The sequence below is a fragment of the Paractinoplanes ferrugineus genome (genome assembly GCF_016862195.1).
In the GTDB taxonomy this organism is placed as follows: domain Bacteria; phylum Actinomycetota; class Actinomycetes; order Mycobacteriales; family Micromonosporaceae; genus Actinoplanes; species Actinoplanes ferrugineus.
Genome location: NZ_BOMM01000059.1, coordinates 26,422 through 48,152 on the forward strand (window position 1 = coordinate 26,422; position 21,731 = coordinate 48,152).

22 protein-coding genes are annotated in these 21,731 nt (G+C 71.5%); 9 read left to right on the forward strand and 13 right to left on the reverse strand.

Annotated features, from left to right (window positions below):
- Window positions 1-12 precede the first annotated feature (12 nt).
- Window positions 13-1,320 (reverse strand): serine/threonine-protein kinase, encoded by a 1,308-nt coding sequence (locus tag Afe05nite_RS33250; RefSeq protein WP_203821241.1) that lies wholly within the window; start codon window positions 1,318-1,320, stop codon window positions 13-15.
- 53 nt (window positions 1,321-1,373) lie between these two features.
- Between Afe05nite_RS33250 and Afe05nite_RS33255 the strand changes: the two genes are divergently transcribed.
- Window positions 1,374-1,922, forward strand: coding sequence for an RNA polymerase sigma factor (locus Afe05nite_RS33255; RefSeq protein ID WP_203821242.1), 549 nt, complete (start codon window positions 1,374-1,376; stop codon window positions 1,920-1,922).
- Window positions 1,923-1,958: 36 nt separating this feature from the next.
- Here Afe05nite_RS33255 and Afe05nite_RS33260 read toward each other — a convergent pair whose 3' ends face one another.
- Window positions 1,959-2,768, reverse strand: a complete 810-nt coding sequence (locus Afe05nite_RS33260; protein WP_203821243.1) for a Tat pathway signal sequence domain protein — start codon at window positions 2,766-2,768, stop codon at window positions 1,959-1,961.
- Window positions 2,769-3,055: 287 nt separating this feature from the next.
- Between Afe05nite_RS33260 and Afe05nite_RS33265 the strand changes: the two genes are divergently transcribed.
- The 3 genes from Afe05nite_RS33265 to Afe05nite_RS33275 all read left to right on the forward strand — a co-directional run bounded on the left by Afe05nite_RS33265 (window position 3,056) and on the right by Afe05nite_RS33275 (window position 5,132).
- Window positions 3,056-3,337: a DUF1905 domain-containing protein gene (locus Afe05nite_RS33265; RefSeq protein WP_203821244.1), complete on the forward strand. Its 282-nt coding sequence runs from the start codon at window positions 3,056-3,058 to the stop codon at window positions 3,335-3,337.
- Window positions 3,338-3,567: 230 nt separating this feature from the next.
- Complete coding sequence (locus Afe05nite_RS33270; protein ID WP_239118386.1) at window positions 3,568-4,761, forward strand: type 2 periplasmic-binding domain-containing protein; 1,194 nt, start codon at window positions 3,568-3,570, stop codon at window positions 4,759-4,761.
- Window positions 4,758-5,132 carry a hypothetical protein gene (locus tag Afe05nite_RS33275; RefSeq protein ID WP_203821245.1) on the forward strand — a complete coding sequence of 125 codons (375 nt, stop codon included), beginning with the start codon at window positions 4,758-4,760 and terminating at the stop codon, window positions 5,130-5,132. The genes Afe05nite_RS33270 and Afe05nite_RS33275 overlap by 4 nt, the downstream gene beginning before the upstream one ends.
- Window position 5,133: 1 nt before the next feature.
- On the opposite strand, the gene Afe05nite_RS33280 is transcribed toward Afe05nite_RS33275, so the two are convergent.
- Window positions 5,134-5,790 (reverse strand): dihydrofolate reductase family protein, encoded by a 657-nt coding sequence (locus Afe05nite_RS33280; protein ID WP_203821246.1) that lies wholly within the window; start codon window positions 5,788-5,790, stop codon window positions 5,134-5,136.
- Window positions 5,791-5,895: 105 nt separating this feature from the next.
- Here Afe05nite_RS33280 and Afe05nite_RS33285 point away from each other — a divergent pair, with 105 nt between their 5' ends.
- On the forward strand, window positions 5,896-6,465 hold the full coding sequence (locus Afe05nite_RS33285; protein ID WP_203821247.1) for a flavoprotein: 570 nt from the start codon (window positions 5,896-5,898) through the stop codon (window positions 6,463-6,465).
- 67 nt (window positions 6,466-6,532) lie between these two features.
- Here Afe05nite_RS33285 and Afe05nite_RS33290 read toward each other — a convergent pair whose 3' ends face one another.
- Window positions 6,533-7,045, reverse strand: coding sequence for an SRPBCC family protein (locus Afe05nite_RS33290; RefSeq protein WP_203821248.1), 513 nt, complete (start codon window positions 7,043-7,045; stop codon window positions 6,533-6,535).
- Window positions 7,046-7,095: 50 nt separating this feature from the next.
- Entirely contained in the window at window positions 7,096-7,542 is a 447-nt protein-coding gene (locus tag Afe05nite_RS33295) for a protein-tyrosine phosphatase family protein (protein WP_203821249.1), read from the reverse strand.
- 146 nt (window positions 7,543-7,688) lie between these two features.
- On the opposite strand from Afe05nite_RS33295, the gene argS reads away from it, so the two are divergent.
- Complete coding sequence (gene argS / locus Afe05nite_RS33300; protein ID WP_203821250.1) at window positions 7,689-9,311, forward strand: arginine--tRNA ligase; 1,623 nt, start codon at window positions 7,689-7,691, stop codon at window positions 9,309-9,311.
- 58 nt (window positions 9,312-9,369) lie between these two features.
- Window positions 9,370-11,169 (forward strand): bifunctional metallophosphatase/5'-nucleotidase, encoded by a 1,800-nt coding sequence (locus Afe05nite_RS33305; protein WP_203821251.1) that lies wholly within the window; start codon window positions 9,370-9,372, stop codon window positions 11,167-11,169.
- Between the two features lie 302 nt (window positions 11,170-11,471).
- Here the strand turns inward: Afe05nite_RS33305 and Afe05nite_RS33310 are convergent, their stop codons facing one another.
- From Afe05nite_RS33310 to Afe05nite_RS33320, 3 genes are all read right to left on the reverse strand, one after another.
- Window positions 11,472-12,314: a MerR family transcriptional regulator gene (locus tag Afe05nite_RS33310; RefSeq protein ID WP_203821252.1), complete on the reverse strand. Its 843-nt coding sequence runs from the start codon at window positions 12,312-12,314 to the stop codon at window positions 11,472-11,474.
- Window positions 12,315-12,350: 36 nt separating this feature from the next.
- Window positions 12,351-13,739 (reverse strand): serine/threonine-protein kinase, encoded by a 1,389-nt coding sequence (locus Afe05nite_RS33315; protein ID WP_203821253.1) that lies wholly within the window; start codon window positions 13,737-13,739, stop codon window positions 12,351-12,353.
- Window positions 13,740-13,905: 166 nt separating this feature from the next.
- Window positions 13,906-14,304: a hypothetical protein gene (locus Afe05nite_RS33320; protein WP_203821254.1), complete on the reverse strand. Its 399-nt coding sequence runs from the start codon at window positions 14,302-14,304 to the stop codon at window positions 13,906-13,908.
- 317 nt (window positions 14,305-14,621) lie between these two features.
- Between Afe05nite_RS33320 and Afe05nite_RS33325 the strand changes: the two genes are divergently transcribed.
- A complete protein-coding gene (locus tag Afe05nite_RS33325; protein ID WP_203821255.1) occupies window positions 14,622-14,978 on the forward strand; it encodes an STAS domain-containing protein in 357 nt (118 codons plus the stop codon).
- An 18-nt stretch (window positions 14,979-14,996) separates the two neighbouring features.
- Here Afe05nite_RS33325 and surE read toward each other — a convergent pair whose 3' ends face one another.
- From surE to Afe05nite_RS33350, 5 genes are all read right to left on the reverse strand, one after another.
- Window positions 14,997-15,824 (reverse strand): 5'/3'-nucleotidase SurE, encoded by an 828-nt coding sequence (gene surE, locus Afe05nite_RS33330; RefSeq protein ID WP_203821256.1) that lies wholly within the window; start codon window positions 15,822-15,824, stop codon window positions 14,997-14,999.
- Window positions 15,821-16,753, reverse strand: coding sequence for a 1-phosphofructokinase family hexose kinase (locus Afe05nite_RS33335; RefSeq protein WP_239118387.1), 933 nt, complete (start codon window positions 16,751-16,753; stop codon window positions 15,821-15,823). Before Afe05nite_RS33335 ends, surE begins: the two co-directional genes overlap by 4 nt.
- 61 nt (window positions 16,754-16,814) lie before the next feature.
- Window positions 16,815-17,126 (reverse strand): hypothetical protein, encoded by a 312-nt coding sequence (locus Afe05nite_RS33340; protein ID WP_203821257.1) that lies wholly within the window; start codon window positions 17,124-17,126, stop codon window positions 16,815-16,817.
- 156 nt (window positions 17,127-17,282) lie between these two features.
- A complete protein-coding gene (locus Afe05nite_RS33345; protein WP_203821258.1) occupies window positions 17,283-19,412 on the reverse strand; it encodes a HelD family protein in 2,130 nt (709 codons plus the stop codon).
- A 115-nt stretch (window positions 19,413-19,527) separates the two neighbouring features.
- Window positions 19,528-20,451 carry an alpha/beta fold hydrolase gene (locus Afe05nite_RS33350; protein WP_203821259.1) on the reverse strand — a complete coding sequence of 308 codons (924 nt, stop codon included), beginning with the start codon at window positions 20,449-20,451 and terminating at the stop codon, window positions 19,528-19,530.
- A gap of 155 nt (window positions 20,452-20,606) precedes the next feature.
- Between Afe05nite_RS33350 and Afe05nite_RS33355 the strand changes: the two genes are divergently transcribed.
- Window positions 20,607-21,230, forward strand: coding sequence for a carbonic anhydrase (locus Afe05nite_RS33355; RefSeq protein WP_203821260.1), 624 nt, complete (start codon window positions 20,607-20,609; stop codon window positions 21,228-21,230).
- Window positions 21,231-21,731 lie beyond the last annotated feature (501 nt).

Here is a 21,731-nt window from a genome sequence, read left to right on the forward strand (position 1 = left end):
CCGAAGCGGCCGTCAAGAGCGGATCGTGTGCAGGATCCGGTCGGTCAGGTCGGGGTCGCCGACCTGCTTGATCTGCAGGTAGGTCCGGCCGGCCACGACCTCGCTGTAGGAGATGGTGGTGCCGGCGCATCCGGCCCACCGGGTGACCTGGGCGCCCGGGACGGTGCGGACCGACCAGCGGGTGCAGCGGGCGTGGGTGGGCAGGGTCGCCCGCTCCAGGCTGTCGGCGGTGCCGACGAAGACGCCGGGGCCGCCGGAGTATTCCTCGCCCCACGAGCGCAGGTCGCCGGCGACGGCCAGGCCGGGGCGGGCGGTCGGGGGCAGGCCGACGGCGGCCGGGTTCCAGCCGGACTGGCGGGCCTGGCCGGCCCAGGCCGACGGCACGGCGATCGAGATCGTCCGGCTCTCGTCGGCCACCCGGGTCCAGCCGGGTGGGGTGCCGTGGGCCGGGCGGGTGCCGCCGAGCAGCGCCAGGCCGGCCAGCGCGAGCAGGCCACCGAGGGTGCGGCCGGCGATCTGCGAGGCCCGGTTGCGGCGCCCGGCGGGGGCGCCGGCCACCTCCTGCAGGGCGTCGGCGAGACCGGCGGCGGTCGGCCAGCGGCGGTCGCGGTCGGCGGCCAGGGCGCGCAGCACGATCCGGTCGACGGTGGGGGAGACGCCGGGGCGCAGCTTCGACGGCGGGCCGGCGGCGCCGCGCGGCTGCCTTCCGGTGAGCATCTGGTACGTCATGGCGCCGATCGCGTGGATGTCGGCGCGCTCGTCGAGGCCGCCGCCGGGCCGGGACTGCTCGGGGGCCATGTAACCGGGGGTGCCGGCGACGACCGTGAAGCCCGACGCGAACGCCAGCGACTTGGCCAGCCCGAGGTCGGCGACCAGCACCCGTTCGGTGCCGCGAACCGTCCCGAACAGCACATTGGACGGTTTGAGGTCGCGATGCAGCACCCCCGCGGAGTGCAGGTCGGCGGTGGCTCGGGCGATGTCGGCGGCGATCCGCAGCGCGGTGCGTACCGGCATCGGGCCCTGGTCCAGGCGTTCGGCCAGGGTGCCGCCGTCGGCGTAGGTCATCACCTGGAACGGCCGGCCGTCGGGCAGCTCGCCGTAGTCGTGGATGCGGACCAGCCGTTCCGAGTCGGCCCGCCGCAGCACCTGGGCCTCCTGCTCGAACCGGGCGCGTACGTCGGCCTGGTGGGCCCAGTTGTCGGCGAGCACCTTGATCGCGACCCACGACTCGAGCACGTCGTCCTCGGCCAGCCAGACGGTCGCGAACGCTCCGGAGCCGAGACGTCGCTCGACTCGGTAACGACCGATCTTGGCAGGCATTGACACACTCACATTGTGCGGCCGGCGCACGGGGCAACGACGGGGGGATCGGCATGGGTGACGAACGCCAGGAGGAGTTGGCCAGAAGGGCCGCGACGGGGGATCGGGCGGCGCTGAACGACCTGCTCGCCGCGATCCGGCCACAGGTGCTGCGCCGCTGCGCGCGGTTCCTGCCGTGCTTCCAGGACGCGGAGGAGGCCTGCCAGGACGTGCTGCTCCAGGTGGCCCGGAGGATCGAGCGGTTCGAGGGCCGTTCGCTGTTCTCGACCTGGCTGCACGTCGTGGTGGCCAACAGTGCGCGGCAGACCTATCGGACGCTGAAACGCCGTGCCGTCGAGGAGGCGCACGATCTCACGCCGCTGGACCGCCCCGATCCGCGCACCACAAGCGTGATCGCCGGTTCCCGGCTCGACTTCCTGGACGCTCTCGAACGTCTCGAGGCGCGCCGCCCCGATCTGGTCGCGCCGATCGTGCTGCGGGACGTCTGCCAGCTCGACTACAACGAGATCGCCGAGCATCTCGGCATCCCGGTCGGCACGGTCAAGTCCCGTATCCATCAAGGACGCTCCGACCTGCGGGAATATCTGTTCCAGGGGGCGTGAACCCGGCCGGGCCGGCCGGCCCGGCCGGGAGCGCCGTCAGACCGCGGGGGTCTCGGTCGGGCCGACCGTCTCGGTCGGGTCCGGGGACACGGTCTCCGTGGGGTCCGGCGTAGCCGTCTCGGTCGGCTCCGGGGCCACGGTCTCGGTCGGGTCCGGCGAGGCGGTCTCGGTGGGCTCCGGAGCGACCGCGTTGACGAACACCGAGCCACCCTGGGTGGTGTCGGTGACGGGGGAGTACCGCGCGGTCCAGTACGCCGACGACAGGCACAGCGACGAGCCGGAGATCTTGTTGAACTGCTGGTTGGTGAACTTGATCGAGTTGGTCGCGTTGTCCGCGGCACCGGCCAGCGAGGTGACGACCGGCTGGTAGACGCAGGTGATCGTGCCGAGCAGGGTGGTGATGACCACGGTGGCCTGGATCGGACCGGCGCCCGGGGCGATCGCGACCGCGCCGCTGGCACCGTCGATGGTGGCGTGGTAGGCGAGGTTGTTCAGCGTCACGCTGCGGACCCCGAGCGTGCCGATGATGTTGCTGGTGCAGTTGGCGAACGTCTGCGCGTCGATCGTCTCGGTGGCCACGCCGGGCGCCGCCGGGTTGGCGGTCACGGTCGACGAGAAGCTCGACGTCGAACAGCTGACCCCGCTGGTGCCGGTGGCGGTCGAGTAGAACGTGGCCTTGGTGCCGGTGGCCAGCGACGCGGTGACGGTGTCGCCGACCGCGACGTTGGTGCCGCCGGCCGCGCCGACGGTGAGCACGGCACCGGTGGCGGCGTACGCGGTGGAGGCGAGCAGGGTCGCCCCGAGGGCGGCACCGGCCACACCGGCCAGGTAGAGGTATTTACGCATTACCGTTCTCCAATCACGGCGGGGAACTGCTTTTGTCGGTGGCCTACAAAACGACGGCCCGAAATTGGAAATGGCATCCAACGAGATACGGATTTGCGCACGGTGCATCGCAAAACCGCAGGTGAACGCGGGGGTGGACGGGACGAGAAAAGGCGGAATCGGGCGCCGACGGAAACTGATCCGGGAGCTACCAGTCAGTAACGAGTCGATTTATATGCCTCAATAGGCGCCGCCGTCAAGAGTGCGCGGCACGGAGGGCCTTTACCGGCCGCCCTATCCTGGCCCGCATGGAGATGGAGTTCAGCGGCGAGGTGTGGTTCTGGCGGGGGCCGGCGCCGTGGCACTTCGTGACCGTCCCCGAGCCGCAGTGTCAGGCGATCGCCGACGCGTCGGCGGTGCTGACCTACGGCTGGGGGATGATCCCGGTGACCGCCCGGATCGGCGGCACCGACTGGGTGACGTCGCTGTGGCCGAAGGACGGGCGCTACATCGTGCCGGTCAAGACCAAGGTCCGGCAGGCCGAGCGGATCGAGCTGGGTGACCAGGTCACCGTGCGCCTCACGATCTGAACCGGGCCGAGCTGAATGGGGCCGAGCTGAACCGGGCCGAGCTGCCGAGCGGCGCGTGGTCCTCGCTCTGCGGCGGGCCGAGGTTCAGCAGCCGAAGACGGCGGCGACCCTGTCCTGACTGATCGGTTCGGCGATTTCTCGGCGAATGTCGGCCCGTCCGAGGTGCCGTCCTGACCGCCGTGCGGGTGACCGGGATCACGTTCCGAAGATCGGTCGAGTACGGTCGGTGAATGGCCGAGCTCTACTCACGACGGTCGTTCCTGGCCGGTGTGCTGACCGCGGGGATGCTGTCCACCTCCGCCGGATATTTCCTGACCAGGCGCCGGACCATCACCCTGACCCTGGCCACCGGCGTCGACCCGACGGGCGGGCGGCAGCTGCTGGTGACGATGTGGAATCTGCTGAACCCGGACACCCAGATCAGGCCGATCGAGGTCAACAGCTCCACCCGCGACCAGTACGACAAGTTCGTCGAGACCCGGGCCGACATCTACAACCTGGACGTCATCCACGTCCCGCGCTTCGTCGACGCCGAGCGGATCATCTCGTTCGAGCCGCACAACGACATCTCGCTGCTCGCCCCGATCCGCCGGGTGTGCGAGCGGCCCGGCACCGGCGAGTTCTGGGCGGCCCCGTTCAACTCCGACGTGGGCATGCTGTTCCGGCGGGTCACCGACAAACGCGGTGACGCCGAGCCCACCCTCGAGGACGTGCTCGCCGCCTCGGTGCGGGTGCCGGGGCAGTTCGCCGGGCAGCTCGACACGGTCGGCCAGCAGACCGACGAGGCGTTCGTCGTCAACGTCCTCGAGCACGCGCTCGCCCAGGACGACGCCATCCTCGACGCCGACGGCGTCCTGTCGTACGGGCTGGGGCAGTGGCGTGACGCCCTCGGCCCGCTCGCCGAGGCGATCCGGGCCGAACGCATCGTCACCGCGGCCGGCGAGGCCGACACCACCCGGGCGTTCCAGCAGGACACGTTGCGCTACATGCGGCACTGGCCGGTGACCCTGCGCTCGATCCAGGAGGCGGAGCGGGCCAAGCGGGGCACCGAGGACATCCGGCTGGGCCGCCTGCCGGTCGGCATCCTCGGCGGCCAGAGCCTCGCCATCGCGGCCGACACCGACCACCGGGCCGAGGCCGAGCGGGCCATCCACTTCCTGACCGACACGCCCGCCCAGAAGCTGCTGGCCAGCTTCGGGTTCGCGCCGACCGGGGTGGACGCCTACACCGATGCCGCCCTGCAGGCCTCGCTGCCGCAGCTCAACCGCATCCGGTTCGCCGTCGAGGGGTCCCGCCCGCGACCGATGCACCCCCGCTATGCCGAGTTCGCGGCCCGGTTCGCCGACCACACGAGACGTTTCCTGCACGAGGGCGAGCAGCTGACCCAGCGGTTCATCCAGGACATCCAGGAGGTGCTGAAGTGAACACCCAGGGCATCGAGGCCTGGCAGCTCTCCATCCTGATCACCGCGGGGGTCGTCCTGGTCGAGGCGGCGGTGAACGCGGTGCTGCGCCGGCAGGCGAGTTTCGTGCTGCACCAACGGGTGCGGACCGGCGCCCTGGCCGCTCTGGTCGCCCTGACCGTGATCGTCTTCGTGGCCGCGCTGGGCCCGTCGCTGGCCGACGAACTGTCCAGTGTGGCCGCGGCGGTGGCCACGGTGGTGGCGCTGTGGCTCACCTACCGCTCCTACCACTCGACCCACGAGTCCGGCATGACCGGCACCGGCGAGCCCCCCGCGCCACCCCCGCCCCCGCCCGTGCCGGACGGGACGCCCGGCCGGGGCGGCGAGTCGTGAGCTAGCGCGGCCGCCGGGTGAACGACAGGTGGGTCACGCCGAGCGGGGACGGGGTGGCCTCAACGGTGAACCGCTCCTCCAGTCCCTCGAGGCCGTCCCAGAGCCGTTCGCCCCGGCCGAGCAGGATCGGCACGAGGACGATGTGCATCCGGTCGATCAGGTCGGCCCGCAGGAACTGGCGCACCGTGCCGACGCCGCCGCCGATCCGCACGTCGAGGCCGCCGGCCAGGGCGCGGGCCTGCTCGAGGGCGGTGGCCGGGTCGGCGTCGACGAAGTGGAACGTCGTCCCGCCGGCCATCTCGAGCGTCGGCCGCGGATGGTGGGTCAGCACGACGACCGGCGTGTGGAAGACCGGGTCGTCGCCCCACCAGCCCTTCCATTCCTCGTCGGTCCAGGGGCCGCGCTGCGGGCCGAACTTGTTGCGGCCCATGATCTCGGCGCCGATGCCGGGGGCCCAGTTGCTCGCGAACGCCTCGTCGACGCCGTGCGAGCCGGCCGTCTCGCCGTGCAGGCCCATCTCGCGGAAGGTGCGGGTCTCGAAGGCCCATTCCAGCAGTCGGGAACCGGCGTGCCCGAACGGCGCCTCCAGCTCTTGCCCCTCGCCGGTGCCGAACCCGTCGAGCGAGACCGAGAAGTTGTGGACGCGGACCAGTGACATGCCGGCTCCTAGTGGTTGCGATCTGCAAGCACTCTAGGGGGTTGCGGAATTTTTGTCGCTGTGTAGCCACCCACGCGCTTGTGTTGTGGGTCACAATCGGGAGCTATGGGTGACTTGCGGGTGGTGGTCAGCGGCGGCGGTGCGGCCGCGGGGGTCGTCGGGCTCATCGAGGAGGCGTCGCGCCGGGGGTGGTCCGTCGACGTGACGGCCACGCAGAGCGCACTCGGTTTCCTCGACACGGCCGCGGTGACGAGAGCCAGCGGGCGGCCGGTGCGGACCACCTACAAGTTCGCGGCGGACGGGCGGCGCATCTCGCCACCGGCCGACGCGCTGATCGTGGCGCCGGCGACGTTCAACACGATCAACAAGCTCGCCGCCGGGATCGCCGACAACTACCCGCTCTCGTCGGTGGCCGAGGTGATCGGGCGGGGCATCCCCACGGTGGTGGTGCCGGCGGTCAACTCGGCGCTGGCGGCCCGGCTGCCGTTCCGGCGGTCCGTCGCCGACCTGCGCTCCGAGGGCGTGCGGGTGCTGTTCGGTGCCGAGGACGGCTGGGAGCCGCTGCCACCGGGCCGCAACGACCCGCGCAACTTCCCCTGGATCCGGTCGCTCGACCTGGTCGAGGAGGCCTTCGGGTTGACCACCGTGGAGTCGGGCGTGGCGCTACGGGCCTGATCCCGCCCGGCGCCGGGGACGGCACCACGAAGATCCCCTCCGCGTACCTCCAGGTGCTCGCCGTCGGTCAGAGACCGGTCTCCTCGGCGGGGGTGGGCAGCCGGTTCGGGGTGGCGGACCCCAGCCGGCGGCGCACCCCGGCGGGTCGGGACAACTCGTCCAGGGCCGCGGTGACCAGGGCGACGCTGGAGCTGGCCAGCCGCTCGAACTCGCCACGCAGGAGGGGGGTGGCGAGTTTGGCGAGGCCGTGCAGCTCCATCTCCATCCGGTAGGTCACCTCGGTGCCGCCCGGCACGTGGTGCAGCCCGACCAGGTCGACGCAGGTGGCGCCCTCGCTGCGGCCGTGGAAGACCAGCCGGTTCGGCTCGGCGGCGATCAGCGTGTAGGTGAGCTCGGTGGTCACCCCGTAGACCTTGCGGGTGTGCCGCCAGTGCGCGCCCGGCGCGATCGGGCCGGCGTCCACCCGGCTGGTCCGCCGGGCCGACGGGTCCCACTCCCGCGCGTTCGCGAAATCCTGGAGATAGCCCAGCACCGGGCCCGGGGCGGCGGTCACGGTGAACGTGCGCTCCACGACGATCATCGGTCCCCCAGGGCGTCGGCGTGCTGTCCCAGCGTAATGGCAGCTTCCGATCAGTGCCCGGGTTTCCCGGGCGGATCGAGACGGCGCACGAAACGGCTCTGCCACGGCATCTCCACGGCCTTCGGGTGGTAGTGCTCGCGGACGAACGCGACGGCCTCGCCCGGCGGCACCCCGTCGAGCACGGCCAGGCAGGCCAGCGCGGTCCCGGTGCGGCCACGGCCGCCGAAGCAGGCGATCTCGACGCGGTCCTGCCCGGCCCGGGCCAGGACCTCGAGCAGCACCGTACGGGCGTACGCGGGGTCGGCCGGCAACCGGAAATCGGGCCACCGCACCCACCGCGCCGGCCAGCCGAACTCCGGTGGCCGGGCGCCGAGGAGGTAGACGCCGAACGTCGGCGGGTGGCCGGACGGCAGCGGATCACGCAGGCCCCGGCCGCGCACCCGGCGCCCCGACGGCAACTCCAGAACCCCTTTATCGCCCCGCTGCCACAGTTCCATCCTGCTACAGTGCCCCGCATGTACAGCTTCAGCGAGCGACGCCGGCGATCTGACGACCGCCGCTGAAGTCTGCTTGTCCGCCGGCGGGTCGAACCCGCCGGTGCTGATGTCTCGACCGGTCGACCCGCGTACCCGATGGGTTGCCGATGAATCTCGAAGCTCTCCTCAACGACCGGCTCGCGGCGGCGTTCGCCGCCGTGGCCGGACTACCCGTCGACCCCGCGGTGCGCGCGTCGCAGCACGCCGATTTCCAGTCCGGGGCGGCCCTCGCCCTGGCCGGGCGACTCGGCCGCGCCCCTCGGGAGATCGCCGCCGACGTCGCCGCGCGCGCCGACCTGACCGGCCTGGCCGACGTCGGACTGTCCGGTCCCGGCTTCCTCAACCTGACCGTGCACGACGACGTGCTGGCGGCCGGCGTCGACGCGCTCGACGACCGGCTCGGGGTGGCCCGCACCGCCACCCCCGAACGGGTCGTCGTCGACTACTCCGGCCCCAACGTGGCCAAGGAGCTCCAGGTCGGACATCTGCGGTCGACGATCATCGGGGACGCGCTGGCGCGGCTGCTCGACTTCGCCGGGCACGACGTGGTGCGGGTCAACCACCTCGGCGACTGGGGCACGCAGTTCGGCATGCTCATCGAGCACCTGGCCGAGGACGTCGCCGGCGAACACTCCCTGGCCGACCTGACCGAGTTCTACCGGGCCGCGCGGGCGAGGTTCGACGGCGACGAGGCCTTCAGGACACGGGCGCGGCTGCGGGTGGTGGCGCTGCAGTCGGGCGACGAGGCGACCCGGCGGATGTGGCGGCGGCTGGTCGAGCAGTCCGAAGTGGCCTTCCTGGCGGCCTACGCCCGGCTCGGCGTGACCCTCGCGCCCGGCGACTTCGTGGGCGAGAGCTTCTATCAGGACCAGTTGGCCTCGGTGGTGGCCGAGCTCAGCGAGAAGGGCCTGCTGGTGCCGAGCCAGGGCGCGCTCTGCGCGTTCCCGCCCGGCTTCGCCGGCCGCGACGGCGAACCGCTGCCGCTCATCGTCCGCAAGAGCGACGGCGGATTCGGGTACGCCGCCACCGATCTCGCCGCGATCCGGCACCGGGTGGGGGAGTTGGGCGCCACCCGCATCCTGTACGTCGTCGGCGCCCCGCAACGGACCCACTTCGCGATGGTGTTCGCGGTGGCGCGGGCGGCCGGCTGGCTGCCCGCCGGAACCACCGTCGAACACGTCGAGTTCGGCGCCGTCCTCGGCGCCGACGGCAAGATGCTCAAGACCCGGGCGGGCGAGAACATCAAGCTGGCCGATCTGCTCGACGAGGCCCAGGCGCGGGCCACCTCGGCCGCCGTCGGGATCGGTGCGATCAAGTACGCCGACCTGTCCAGCGACCGGCGCTCCGACTACGTCTTCGACTGGGACCGGATGCTCGCCTCCACCGGCAACACCGGGCCCTACCTGCAGTACGCGTACGCCCGGATCCGGTCGATCTTCCGGCGGTCGCCGGCCGCCGAGCCCGGCCCGGTGGTTCTCGCCGACCCCGCCGAACGGCGGCTCGCGCTGCACCTGCTCGGTTTCGAGGCGGTCGTGCACGCCGCGATCGAGCAGCGCGAACCCCACCGGCTGGCGGTCTACCTGCACGACCTCGCGGTGGCGTTCTCCAGTTTCTACGAGACCTGCCGGGTCGCCGGGAACACGAGCCGGCTCACCCTCGCCGACCGGACCGCCCGTACCCTCCGGATCGGTCTTGATCTGCTGGGCATCGATATGCCCGAGGAGATGTGAGGTTTATCGTGCGTGAGGCGCGCCCACAGGTGCGTGATCCGATCTGGAAAGGTTTCCGATGACTACTCCCGCCGGTGTATCGCGGCGCACTGTTGTCGCCGCCTCCGCCGCGGCGGCCGCGGTGGCCCCGTTCGTCGCCGCCGAGGCCGCGCAGGCTCATGGCCGGGGGCACACCCACCCCACGCCGGAGACCTACCACCTGACCGTGCTCGGCACGTCCGACACCCACGGCAACGTCTACAACTGGGACTACTACAAGGACGCCGAGTACGACGACTCCGCGCACAACGACGTCGGCGTGGCCAAGCTCGCCGCCCTCGTCAACAAGCTGCGGGCGGAGGCGACCGGCGCGACACTCGTGCTCGACGCCGGCGACACCATCCAGGGCACGCCGCTCGCCACCTACTACGCCAAGCAGGAGCCGATCACCACGACCGGTGAACGGCACCCGATGGCCCGCGCCATGAACGTGCTGCACTACGACGCCGTCACGCTCGGCAACCACGAGTTCAACTACGGCCTGCCGCTGCTGAACCTGTGGATCCGGCAGCTCGGCTTCCCGGCCCTGGCCGCCAACGCGGTGAACGCCAAGACCGGCCGGCCGGCGTTCACGCCGTACGTCATCAAGCGCGTCTCCCTCGGAAAGCATGCGCCGACGCTGCGTGTCGGCATCCTCGGCCTCACCAACCCGGGCGTGGCCATCTGGGACAAGGCCAACGTCGAGGGCAAACTGACCTTTCTCGACATGGTGACGACCGCCGCGAAGTGGGTGCCGGAAATGCGGCGCCGGGGTGCCGACGTGGTCATCATCTCGGCCCACGGCGGCGACAGCGGCACCTCCAGCTACGGCCCGGAGCTCCCGAACGAGAACCCGGTCGCCCTGATCGCGCAGAACGTCCCCGGCATCGACGCGATCCTGTTCGGACACGCCCACCTCGAGATCCCGCAGCGATTCGTCACCAACACCAGGACCGGCCAGCAGGTGCTGACCTCGGAACCGTCGAAGTGGGGCCAGCGCCTCACCAAGATGGACTTCGACCTGGTCCGCACCCACGGCAAGTGGAAGATCACCAGCTCGGCCGCGACCACGCTCAACACCAACACCGTCGACGCCGACCCGCACGTGCTGGCCGCGGTCAAGGCCCAGCACGACAAGACGGTCGCGTACGTCAACCAGGTCGTCGCCACCTCCACCGAGGAGCTGTCCGCCGCCACCTCACGCTACGAGGACACCCCGATCCTCGACTACATCAACAAGGTGCAGACCGACACCGTCGCCGCCGCCCTGGCCGGTGGCCCCTACGCCGCCCTGCCGGTGCTGTCGATCGCCGCACCGTTCAGCCGCACCGCCGTCTTCCCGAAGGGCAACGTCAAGATCAAGGACGTGGCCGGCCTCTACATCTACGACAACACCCTGGAAGCGGTCGTACTGACCGGCGCCGAGGTCAAGGCGTACCTCGAGTACTCGGCGAAGTTCTTCGTCACCCTCGCCCCGGACGCCCCGGTCGTCGCCGCCACCATCAGCGACCCGGCCGTCCCCGACTACAACTACGACGTGCTGTCCGGCGTCGACTACGACATCGACATCAGCAAGCCGATCGGCTCCCGCATCACCCGCCTGCAGCTCAACGGCACCGACGTCGACCCGGCCGCCCAGTTCGTGGTCGCCGTCAACAACTACCGCCGCTCCGGCGGCGGCAACTTCCCCGGCATCGTCAAGACCCAGGTCTACAACGAGCAGCAGGAGATCCGCCAGCTGCTCATCGACTGGGCGCAGGCCAAGGGCGCCATCGACCCGGCCGACTTCTACGTCAAGAACTGGCAGCTCGTCCGCGCCGGCGTACCCGTCGCGTTCTGACCTCCGGAGCCCGCGGGGCGCCCGGCCCATCGAGCGCCCCGCCGCAGGCCCGTCCTTGTCCGCGCGTCCTTGTCGGCGCCGGCGGGTCCCGCCAGGTCGCCTCGCTCATGATCGCGGCTATTCGGTGAGCGGTTTGCACCTTTTAAACCCGTCGGCTTCGGCGTGTTCGGATTCGCCGGATGATCCGCCGACGGATCGGGCTGTGGCGGATCTCGTTCGGCGAATCCCTTCGGGGCGCCGGGTCGAGAATGAGGTCTCCCGAGGGACGTTCCGAGGACCCCGGCGCCGATGGCGGGTGCGGGCTAGCGGATGACGGGGACCTGCATCTCGGTGAGCCACTTGGTGAAGTCGTCCGGCGGGCAGTCCAGGTAGATCTCGCGGGCGTAGCCGGGCGGGACGGTGCGGAAGCCGTTGTCGTCGATCCAGTTGGCGATCTTCTGGCCGGTACGGAACGCCTCGCTCATCGAGCCCTCGTGCAGGGCCGTCGCGGCCTGCTCGATCTCGGGCAGGACCACGACGTCGAAGCCCGGGTCGGGGCCCACTTCGACGTCGCCGATCGGGAAGGCCGCGTGCACGGTGATCGTCTCGTCCTCCGGGCCGGTCGGCGCGGGCCGGTAGTAGGCGATCGGTGAGCCGGTCATCGGGACGCCGGCCCTCTCCATCAGCTCCATGAGTCGTGGATAGAGCGGGGTCAGGTTCTCGGTGATCGACGACGGGTCGTCGTAGCTCTTGGCGACGGCGGACAGTTCCGCGATCCGCAGCGGCGGGATGCTCTTGATGATGACGTCTCCGGTGTCCATGTGGCCCTCGATCTCGATCATGCGGAGACGGGCGTCGACCTGGGCCAGGCGCAGGTTGTCGCGGTCGACCTGAGCGGCCAGTTCGGCCCGGCGCAGGCGGAGCATGCCGCGCATCTCGCCGGTGTCGACCTTGTCCTCGAGCAGCGCCCGCACCTGGTGCAGGGTGAAGCCGAGGTCCTTGAGGGCGACGATCCGGTTGAGCGTACGCAACTGGGCCGCCGTGTAGGAGCGGTAGCCGTTGTGCTGGTCGACGTGGGCGGGCGGGAGCAGGCCGATGGCGTCGTAGTGGCGCAGCATCCGCACCGACACCCGGCCCAGGCCGGCGAAGTCTCCGATACTGAACATGGTTCACTCAGCCTCCGCCCTGACACGGTGTGAGGGTCAACCCTCGGCGCCGCCGCCTGCTCCGGCGCCGCCGCCGCCCGCCCCGGCACCGGCCGGCGTGGTGGGCTGGGTGGTCGGCGGGGTGGTCGGCGCCGCCGTGGTGGGCTGGGTGGTCGGCGGGGTGGTGGTCGGCTTCGTGGTCGGCGACTTCGAGGGGGTCGCGCTGGTCGCGGGGGCCTCGCTCGGGGTGGCCGAGGTGCGCGGGGCCGACGAGCGCGGGGTGCCGTTGGGCTTCACCGTCGACTTGGTGGTCGAGACGCCGACGGAGGGCTGCGGCTGCTGCTCGGTCTGCTCGGCGGTCGCGGACGGCACGGTGATCCCGTCCTTCACCTGGTTGCGGTCCTTCTCGCCGCCGAACAGGATGGCCATGGTCAGGCCGATCGCCAGCACCGCCATCGTCACGATCGCGACCAGCAGCGCCGTCTGACTTCTCGGCTTGCGCCTGGCCGGCGGCAACGGTGGGGGCAGGCTGCGGGGAACCGGCACCGCCCGGGTCGGCGGGGCCGGGCTGAGCGGGGCGACCAGAGCCGTGCCGGTCATCCGCTTCCAGTCGAGCGGTCCGGCCGCCTCGAACGCGGCTTCGGCGAACTCGGCGGCGGTCTCGAACCGGTCGGCCGGCTGTTTGGCCATGGCGCGGGCGATCAGCTCGCGGACGGCGAGCGGCACGTGCGGCGGCAGCGGCTCGGGCTCCTCCTCGAGGTGCCGCAGGGCCACCTGGAGGGCGTTGTCGCCGTCGAACGGCGGCACCCCGGCGATGCAGTGGTAGGCCACCGCACCCAGGGCGTAGATGTCGGTGGCGGCCGTGACCTTGCCCTTGGCGACCTGCTCGGGAGCCATGTAGAGGGCCGTGCCCACGATCGCGTTGAGCTGGGTGACGCTGGTCACCGCGTTCGAGCGGGCCACCCCGAAGTCGACGAGCACCACGGCGCCCGTCGGTTTCACGATCAGGTTGCCCGGCTTGACGTCCCGGTGCACCACGCCGACCTCATGGGCGGCGTGCAGCGCGTCGGCCGCCTGCGCGACGATCGACATCGTCTCGGCCACCGTCATCGGACCCTGCCGCACCCGGGTGGACAGCGGCTCGCCCTCGACGTAGGCCATGACCAGATAGGCCACCTGGTCGACGGCGGACTCGCCGTCGCCGGCCCCGGCGTAGTCGTAGACCTCGACGACGCCGGGATGGCGGAACGAGGCCATCATCCGGGCCTCGCCGTAGAAACGGGCGGTGAACTCGGGGTCGGCGAGCATGGCCGTCTTCAGAACCTTGACAGCGATCACCCGGCCGAGCACGACGTCGGTGCCCCGCCAGACCTCGCCCATCCCTCCGGTGGCGATGCGCTCGTCCAACCGATACCGGTTGCCCAGGAGGTTCCCCGCAGACAGCACCGACGGACCTTATCTGATCAGGTGGCATGGCCACAGCAGCCGAACGTCGCTCAACTCTACAGACGGTCGGTGATGAAAGCGGTACCAGCGGTGGGCTGGTCGCGGGCACGGCGAAGGGCCGCCAGGTGGCAAAGGGTTCCACCCGGCGGCCGGCGTCCGCCGGTGGTCACACGTCGGTACCGCCGACGATCACCGCGGTCTCGGTCAGCTCACGCTCCTCGGCCTCGGCCTGCTTGGCCAGCGCCGTACGGGTGTACGTCGCCGCCGCCCAGCCGACGGCCGCACCGGCCAGACCGGCCACGATCAGCAGCCCCCACGGGGTGCTCGGCTTACGCCCGGCCAGCGCCGCCGCCGCCGCGTTGGCCCTCGCCCACGCCACGTCCGCCTTGCCACCGGCCTTGCCGGCCGCCTTACCGGCGAATTCCTGGCTCCGGTCGGCCCATTCCTGGCTCTTGTCGCCCGCGACCGAAGCCGCCTTCGACGCGGTCTCCGCCATGGCGGACGACAGGTAGTCCCACGCCTGGGCCGCCGTCCGCTCGGCCTTGCTCAACGTGCTGGAAGACATATCCGTTTCCCTCCTGCGTTCGCCTACCCGATCTCACCTGCCCATGTGCGTCATCCGGCAAACGTGCCGGCTGTGCACGCCATCACGTTTCGGAAACGACTGGACAAGCCCCGGTACTCTTGACCAGGTTCACACGGGTCACTCAGGTGGCTAACAGGTTCGATGACTAGCCTTCTGGCCAGTTTCACCGGACCTTGCGGGGGTAGTCTCGACCACCCCCGGCGGGGGCACTCTCGTGACTAAGCACTACGCTGCGTCGCGGCCCGCGCACAGAGGAGCAGACGCCCGGGAAGGCTCGGGCGGGTGGAGGGATTGGCGTGACGCTGTCGATAACGACGTCGACGCTTGCCGACGGTGTGGTGGAGGTCTCGCCCAGCGGCGAGATCGACGTGGAGAACGCTTACGAGATCCGGGAGGCCGTGGCGACCCAGCTCGCCGAGGGACGTCCCGCCCGCATCGAGCTCAATATGCAAGCCGTGACCTTCATCGACTCCGTGGGGATCAGCGCGCTGGTCGCCGCCTTCCAGCTCGCCGCGGTCAGCGAGGTCAAGTTGCTGGTGACCCGGCCGAGCCGGTTCGCCCACCGGCAGCTGTGGGTCACCGGCCTGCTCGGGCTGTTCGGCAACCCCCAGCCGTTCGGCGAGGCGGAGAGTCAGCCGGTCGTCCCGGCCTGACGCCCGGCCCGGGGCCGCTCAGCGCACCAGCACCGTCTCCAGGTTGAACCGCACGTCCGCCGCTTCCACGGGGGCGCGCAGCGGCGTGACCACGGCGAAGTGCTCGGCCAGGGCGGCCAGGTCGGTCTGCGGCTCGAGCAGGTCGTCGGCGGCCTGCACGGCGGTCCGCACGAAGTCCTCCCCGGCCTCGGCGATGTGCATCTGCACCTGGCCGAACTGGGCGAGGGCGGCCCGGCGCAGGCCCCGGATCCCGTCCAGGTGAAGGTCGGGCACGTTGAGGTTGAAGACGGTGCCGGACGGGGTGTGCTCGAGTGTCGGGATCAGCCGCGCGGCCAGATCGGCGGCGCTGCTCCAGTGCCGCTTCTCGTCGTCGGCCGCGCTGATCACGTCCATCGCCGCGCCGCCGCTGCGCGACGACGCCACCCGGGCGGTGAGCACGTCGAGCGAGACGGCGAGGCCGTGCAGACCCGCGTACGAGGCGGTGAGCGTGGCGCCGACGGTGCCGGAGTGCACGACCGCCGACCCGGCGTTGGCCCCGCGGTTGATCCCGGACAGGACCATCTGGGGCGGCTCGCCGAACGCCTCCCGCAGCGCCAGGAGCACGATGTACGCCGGTGAGGCGGCCACCGCGTACGCCGGGATGTGCTTGGCCCCGGTGAGCTCGCGCTTGTGCAGAATGATCTTGCCGTGCTCCTCGATGGCGGTCATCGAGGCGCTGCAGCCACTCGACTCGGTGATCGGCGCGGCCACGACCACGTCGTGGCCCTCGCGCGCGGCCGCCCGCGCCAGGTAACGCAGGCCGGGAGCGTCGATGCCGTCGTCGTTCGTTACCAGGATTCTCGTCATCGTGCCTTCTTGATCGGGGTGAGCTTGACCCGCTCGGTGAGCACCTGGACGGCGTCCTGGTGCCCCGTACCGAGCCCGTGCCGGGTGACGTTCAACGCGCCTGCGGCCGCCCCGGTGCGAACCGCCTCGCTCATCTCGCCGCCGCGGGCGAGCACCGCGGCCACACCGGCGGTCATCGAGTCGCCGGCGCCGCGGGCGTCCGTGAGGGTCAGCTTGGGGGTGCCGACCCGGTAGATCTCCTCGTTGATGAGCGCGAGGGCGCCCGCGTCGGCCCGCGAGACGAGCGCCGCCTCGGCGCCGTCGTCGTGCAGCTTCAGCAGGGCGTCGGTGAGGTTCTTCTCGGAGTCGTCGGGGGAGAGGCCGTCGGCGATCAGCTCCTCGTGGCTGACCTTGACGACGCTGAGCCCGGCCGAGAGCACCGCTTTGAGGTGGTCGCCGCACAGGTCGGCGATCACCTTGCAGCCGTTGGCCTTGAGGTCGGCGGCGAGTCGCTGGTAGACCTCGGGCTTGATGACCGAGGGGTGGGCCGGGCCGCTGAGGATGGCGATGCCCGCCCGCAGCCCCTCGGCCAGCGCCAGGTTGTAGAGCTCGTCGAGCTCGTGCCGGGTGAACGGCGCCCCGGCCTGCTCGGCCAGGGAGCGGCGCTGGCCGTCGCGGCGATCATGGACGTACCACCCGCTGCCGCTCTCCCGGGGGATGGTGCGCAGCGTGACGCCCTTGAAGTCGAGCAGGGGCTTGAGCACCCGGCCGACCTCGCCGCCGACGGCCGCGCAGAGGATCACCTCGGCGCCGAGCGAGGTGATCATGCGGGTCTGCCAGATGCCCTGACCGCCCGGGTGGACGTGCAGTTCGGGCTGATCGTGCTGCTGTTCGATGGTCACGGTGAGTTGAGGTGCGGGCGCGAAGACCATGACCCGAGCGTCGCTCATGTCCAGATTTTCTCTGTTTGCGACGCACCAGTCTGGCGAATCCCGCAAAAGCGATTAAATCTCAGAGAGCAACGGCCTCCACGGTCAGCTCACGCACCGCGTCAGTCAGCTCCGGATGCGTACGCAACAGGTCTTCGAGCCGCACCCGCCACTTGCCGGCCTCCACGTCGCTCGCGTACCGGTCGCCGCCGGTCTCGACGAGGGCCGTCAGCAGGCGCTGCCGGGTGTCGGCGAACTGGCCGTAGACCTCGCTGCCGAGCCGGCTGAGCACCCGCGACGCGAACGTCTCGGACTGCGGGCTGCCGGCGGCCCGGACGAAGGCGCGCGCGCCGTCCCAGGCGATCCGTGGCTGATGGATGACGGACTGCGTCATGATTGTTTCCCTCCGTGATGGCATGGCCACCAAGCGTAGAGACGACCCCGCCGACGGGTCGGGGGTTGGCCTGTTCGGTGGCCGGTGTGGTGATCGTGCCCCCTGGGTTGTGATGATCGCCACCCGTCGCGCACCATCCGGCAGGCCGCCCACCACCTACGTCGCCGGGATCCACTCCTTGACCGTGCCGACCGTGGTCAGCCGCTGGGTGGCCCGGGACAGGGCGACGTAGAGCGTGCGGATCCCGGCCGCGTCCCGGGTGAGCGCCGCCGGCTCGACGAGCACGACCGCGTCGTACTCCATGCCCTTGGCCTCCAGCGCCGTGACCACCTGGATCCGCTCCGGCAGGCCGGTGAGCCAGCCGGCCATCTCGTCCCGGCGCGGCACCGGCGTGATCACCCCGATCGTCCCGTCGACGTCGGTGAGCTGCTTCTCGGCCAGCTCCCGCACCAGGCCCGGCAGCCCGGCCCGGTCGGTCACCAGGTCGACCGGCTCGACACCGGTGCTGCGTACGGCCGACGGCAGCGGCAGGTCCGGCATGATCGTGCGGATCACCCGGGCGGCCACCTCGAAGATCTCCGCCGAGTTGCGGTAGTTGGTGGTCAGCGCATAGGAGTTGCGCTTGCGCGTGCCGAGCGCCCGGTCCCGGGAGTGGTCCAGCTCGGTCGGGTCGCCCGCCCACGCCGTCTGGGCCGGGTCACCCACGACCGTCCACGACGCGTACTGGCCGCGGCGGCCGATCATCCGCCACTGCATCGGCGAGACGTCCTGCGACTCGTCGACCACCACGTGCGCATAGTCGCGGTAGTCCTCGTCACGCTGGACCCGCTGGGCGCGGGCGGCGGCCTGCCGGTCCGAGAAGGTGCTGACCTCCTGGACCCCGTCCCGTACGTGAAACGGGTTCCGGCTCTTGGCCTGGGCCCGCCGGGGCCGGCCCAGCAGCTCGTCGAGCTCGTCCAGCAGCGCCACGTCGGCGATCGTCGGTCCCTGCTCGTCGAGCAGGTCGAACGAGCCCTGCAGGGTGGCGAGCTCGGCCCCGGAGAGCAGGCCGTTGGCGTAGTGCCGCAGCCGGGCCGGATCAGCCATCCAGCGCAGCACCCGCATCGGGGTCAGGCGCGGCCACCACTGCTTGAGGAACTCCCGGAAGTCGGTGCGGTCGGCCAGTTCCGCCTCGAACTCGCGCTTCTCCGGCAGGCCGGACAGGCGCTGGTCGCGGACCTGCGCCCAGAGCGCGTCGAAGACCCGGTCGAAGCCGTGCCCGCGCACCTCGTTGCGGCGGGCCCCCCGCGGCAGCGCCTTGCGGCGGATCTGCTCCAGCGTGCCGGCGTCCAGTCGCAGCAGCGCGCCCCGGTAGAGCAGGCGCAGCTCGGTGGGACCGCCCGGGACGGCGTCGTGCGAGGCCCGCTCCAGCACCCGGCGGATGCGCAGCGAGCCCTTGAGCGCGGCGACCGGACCGGAGTCGACCCGGGTCGCGGCGTAGCCCGGCACCAGCGTGCCGAGCGAGCGCAGCGACGCGGAGTCCTCGCCGAGCGAGGGCAGCACGGTCGCGATGTACTCGACGAAGACGCCGGACGGGCCGACCACCAGGATGCCGCCGCCCGCGAACCGGCCGCGGTCGGAATAGAGCAGGTAGGCCGCCCGGTGCAGGGCCACCGCCGTCTTGCCGGTGCCGGGGCCGCCGGTCACGATCGTCACCCCCGAGGCGGGGGAGCGGATCGCGTCGTCCTGCTCGCGCTGGATGGTCGCGACGATGTCCCGCATGCCCCGGCCGGTCGCCTTGGACAGGCTGGCCAGCAGGGCGCCGTCACCGACGACGCGCATGCCCTCGGGGGCGGCCTCCGGGTCGAGCAGGTCGTCCTCGATGCCGGTGACCTTCTCCCGGGACGACTGGATCATCCGGCGCCGCACGACGCCGAGCGGCTCGGCCGGGGTGGCCCGGTAGAACGCCGCGGCGGCGGGTGCGCGCCAGTCGACCACCAGGGGGGTGGAGCTCTCGTCGCGGATACCCATCCGGCCGACGTAGTGGGTCGCTCCGGTGAGCAGGTCGAGGCGGCCGAAGACGAGGCCCTCGTACTCGGTGTCGAGGGCGTGCCGGCGGCGGGCCGCGTGGAACACCATCGCGTCGCGCTCGACGAGGGCACCGAACGTGCCGACGCCGGCCAGTTGGTAGCCCTCCTTCTCGGCGCGGGTCGCGTCGCGGCGCAGGTCCACCAACCGGGCGTAGACCCGGTCGACGTGCTTCTGCTCGAGGGCGATCTCTTGCTGGAGGACGGTGGAGTCGCTCAAGTGGTCATTCCTCCGAAAAAAGGGGGCAATCGAATCTACTCCCGGAGGACAGGTTGATGACAGCCGGGTCCGGATCTCGGGTCACCCGACGGTCACCGCCGCGAGCCGGGGCCCGCTACGCGGCCTTGCGCAGGACACGGCGGCGGCGCTTGGCCGGGCGGGCCCGCACCACGACGTCCGCCAGCACCGCCGACACCTCGGGGTGGCGCTCCAGCGGCAGCATGTGCCCGGCGCCCGGGTAGACGGTCAGTTCGGTGCCGGGCAGCGCGTCGGCGATCCCCTCCGCGCACGGCGGCGGGGTGAGCCGGTCACGGTCACCCACCAGCACCGCGGCCGGCACGTCGCCGAGCCGGGTGAGGGTGTCGAGGCGCTGTTGCGCACCGATCGAGGCCCGGAAACCACCGATCGACCGCAACGTCGTACGCCCCACGCTCGTCATCGTGACCTTGAGCGCCGCATCCTCGATCTCGTCGCCGAAGAGCAGCCACCGCAGGGCCGGGCGCAGCGCCGGCAGCACCGCGCGGTGCGGGCACCAGGCCCCCGACCGGGCCAGCAGACCCGCCCCGAGCGTCTCCCCGGCCCGCATCAGCGTCGCCAGCCCCGGTGGCAGACCGTAACGCGTGTGGGTGTGACCCTCCGCGGTCGTCGAGATGAACAGCAGGCCGGCGACCCGCCGGGTGAACTCGTCCGGGAACCGGTGCGCGAACTCCATGATCGTCATCCCGCCCATGGAGTGACCGGCGAGCACCACCGGCCCGTCGATCGCGCGCAGCACCTCGGCGAGATCCTCGCCCAACTGTCCGAGGGTGGCCGCGGCCAACCCGGTCGACCCGGAACGCCCGTGCCCGCGCGCGTCGTAGGCGACGACCCGGGGCTCGGGCCGCATCCGGCCCAGCGCGGCGACCTGGTGGTGCCAGGTTCGCTTGTCGAGGCACCAGCCGTGCAACAGAACGACCGTGACCTGGGCATCCTCCGGACCCCAGCTCTCGACGCTCAACGTCACACCGTCGGCGAGCGTCAGTTGCGAGCGCTCCGGCATGGGCACCTCCGCGAGTGGCACGGCCCCGTTGTACCCACGGGTAATAATCATCACTCGCGATACAGGACTTTGGCCACTTGTTTCTTCGGCCGGCGCGGAACGTGAGTTGCCTCGCACTCCCTGTCGCCGAGCCGGATCTCCGCAAGAATCCCCCTATGACGACCGACGCGTCGGTACCGCCGATCCCACCGATCACCACGCCCGCGCACGCCCTGGCCGAACTGGTCGCGGGCAACAAGCGCTTCGTGAGCGGCCGCCCTGAGCACGGCCACCAGGTCGCCGCCGCGGCCGCCGCTTCCGGCGGCCAGCAGCCGCACGCGGTCGTGGTCGGTTGCATCGACTCCCGGGTACCCCTCGAAGCGATCTTCGACCAGACTTTCGGCGACATCTGTGTCGTCCGCTCCGGCGGCCACGTCGTCGACCACGCCGTGCTCGGCTCGGTCGGCTTCGCGGTGGCCAAGCTGGGCGTCCCGCTGATCATGGTGCTGGGCCACAAGCGCTGCGGCGCCGTCCAGGCCACCGTCGAGGCGGTCCGCGCCAACGAACACCCCGAGGGCGACATCGGCTACCTGGTCGAACAGCTCACCCCCGCGGTGCTCCAGGTCGGCGCGGACGACCCCGAGGCCCCGGACAAGGCCATGCGTGTGCACGTGACCCGCACGGTCCGCCGCATCCGCGAGGTCGCCGGCGTCGCCGACCCGGTCACCGCCGGCCAGGTGGACATCGTCGGCGCGGTCTACGACCTCGACACCGGCCTGGTGGAACTTCTGCCCTCCTGAAGATCACACCCGGGAAGTACGCGGGCGCACCGGCCCCGCCGCCACAGCGCGAGCTCCTGCCCACGCACGCCCCCGACGCGCCTCTCGCGCGGCGTCAACTTCCCGACCTGCCCGCCGCCCTGACCTGCCCGCCACTCACCGTCGTGGCCCGGGATCCGGCGGCGGGCTCGGATCTCCGGGCGCTGTCCCGCAAGGCGCACCGCCGCGTCCCTGCCGCGGGACCGCGGTCTCGCGTGCTGACGACTCCCGCAGGCGCACGCAACCCGCTCGGCTTGCTGACATGCCTGGCTTGGGCCGGCTCGACCACAGCCCGCGAACACGAGATCGGCCCGCCGTCGGCCTGCGCGGGGGAGCGGAGATGTGCTGGCCACGGCGACGGTGGCGCAGCGGCGTGCTTTGTGGGGTTCTGGGGGTGAAGCGCCCGGATGATCTCGGTGGGTGGATCGTCGGTGGGCGCGAAAAAGGCGCCTCCCCGGTGGGGAAGCGCCCTTGTCGGTTCGG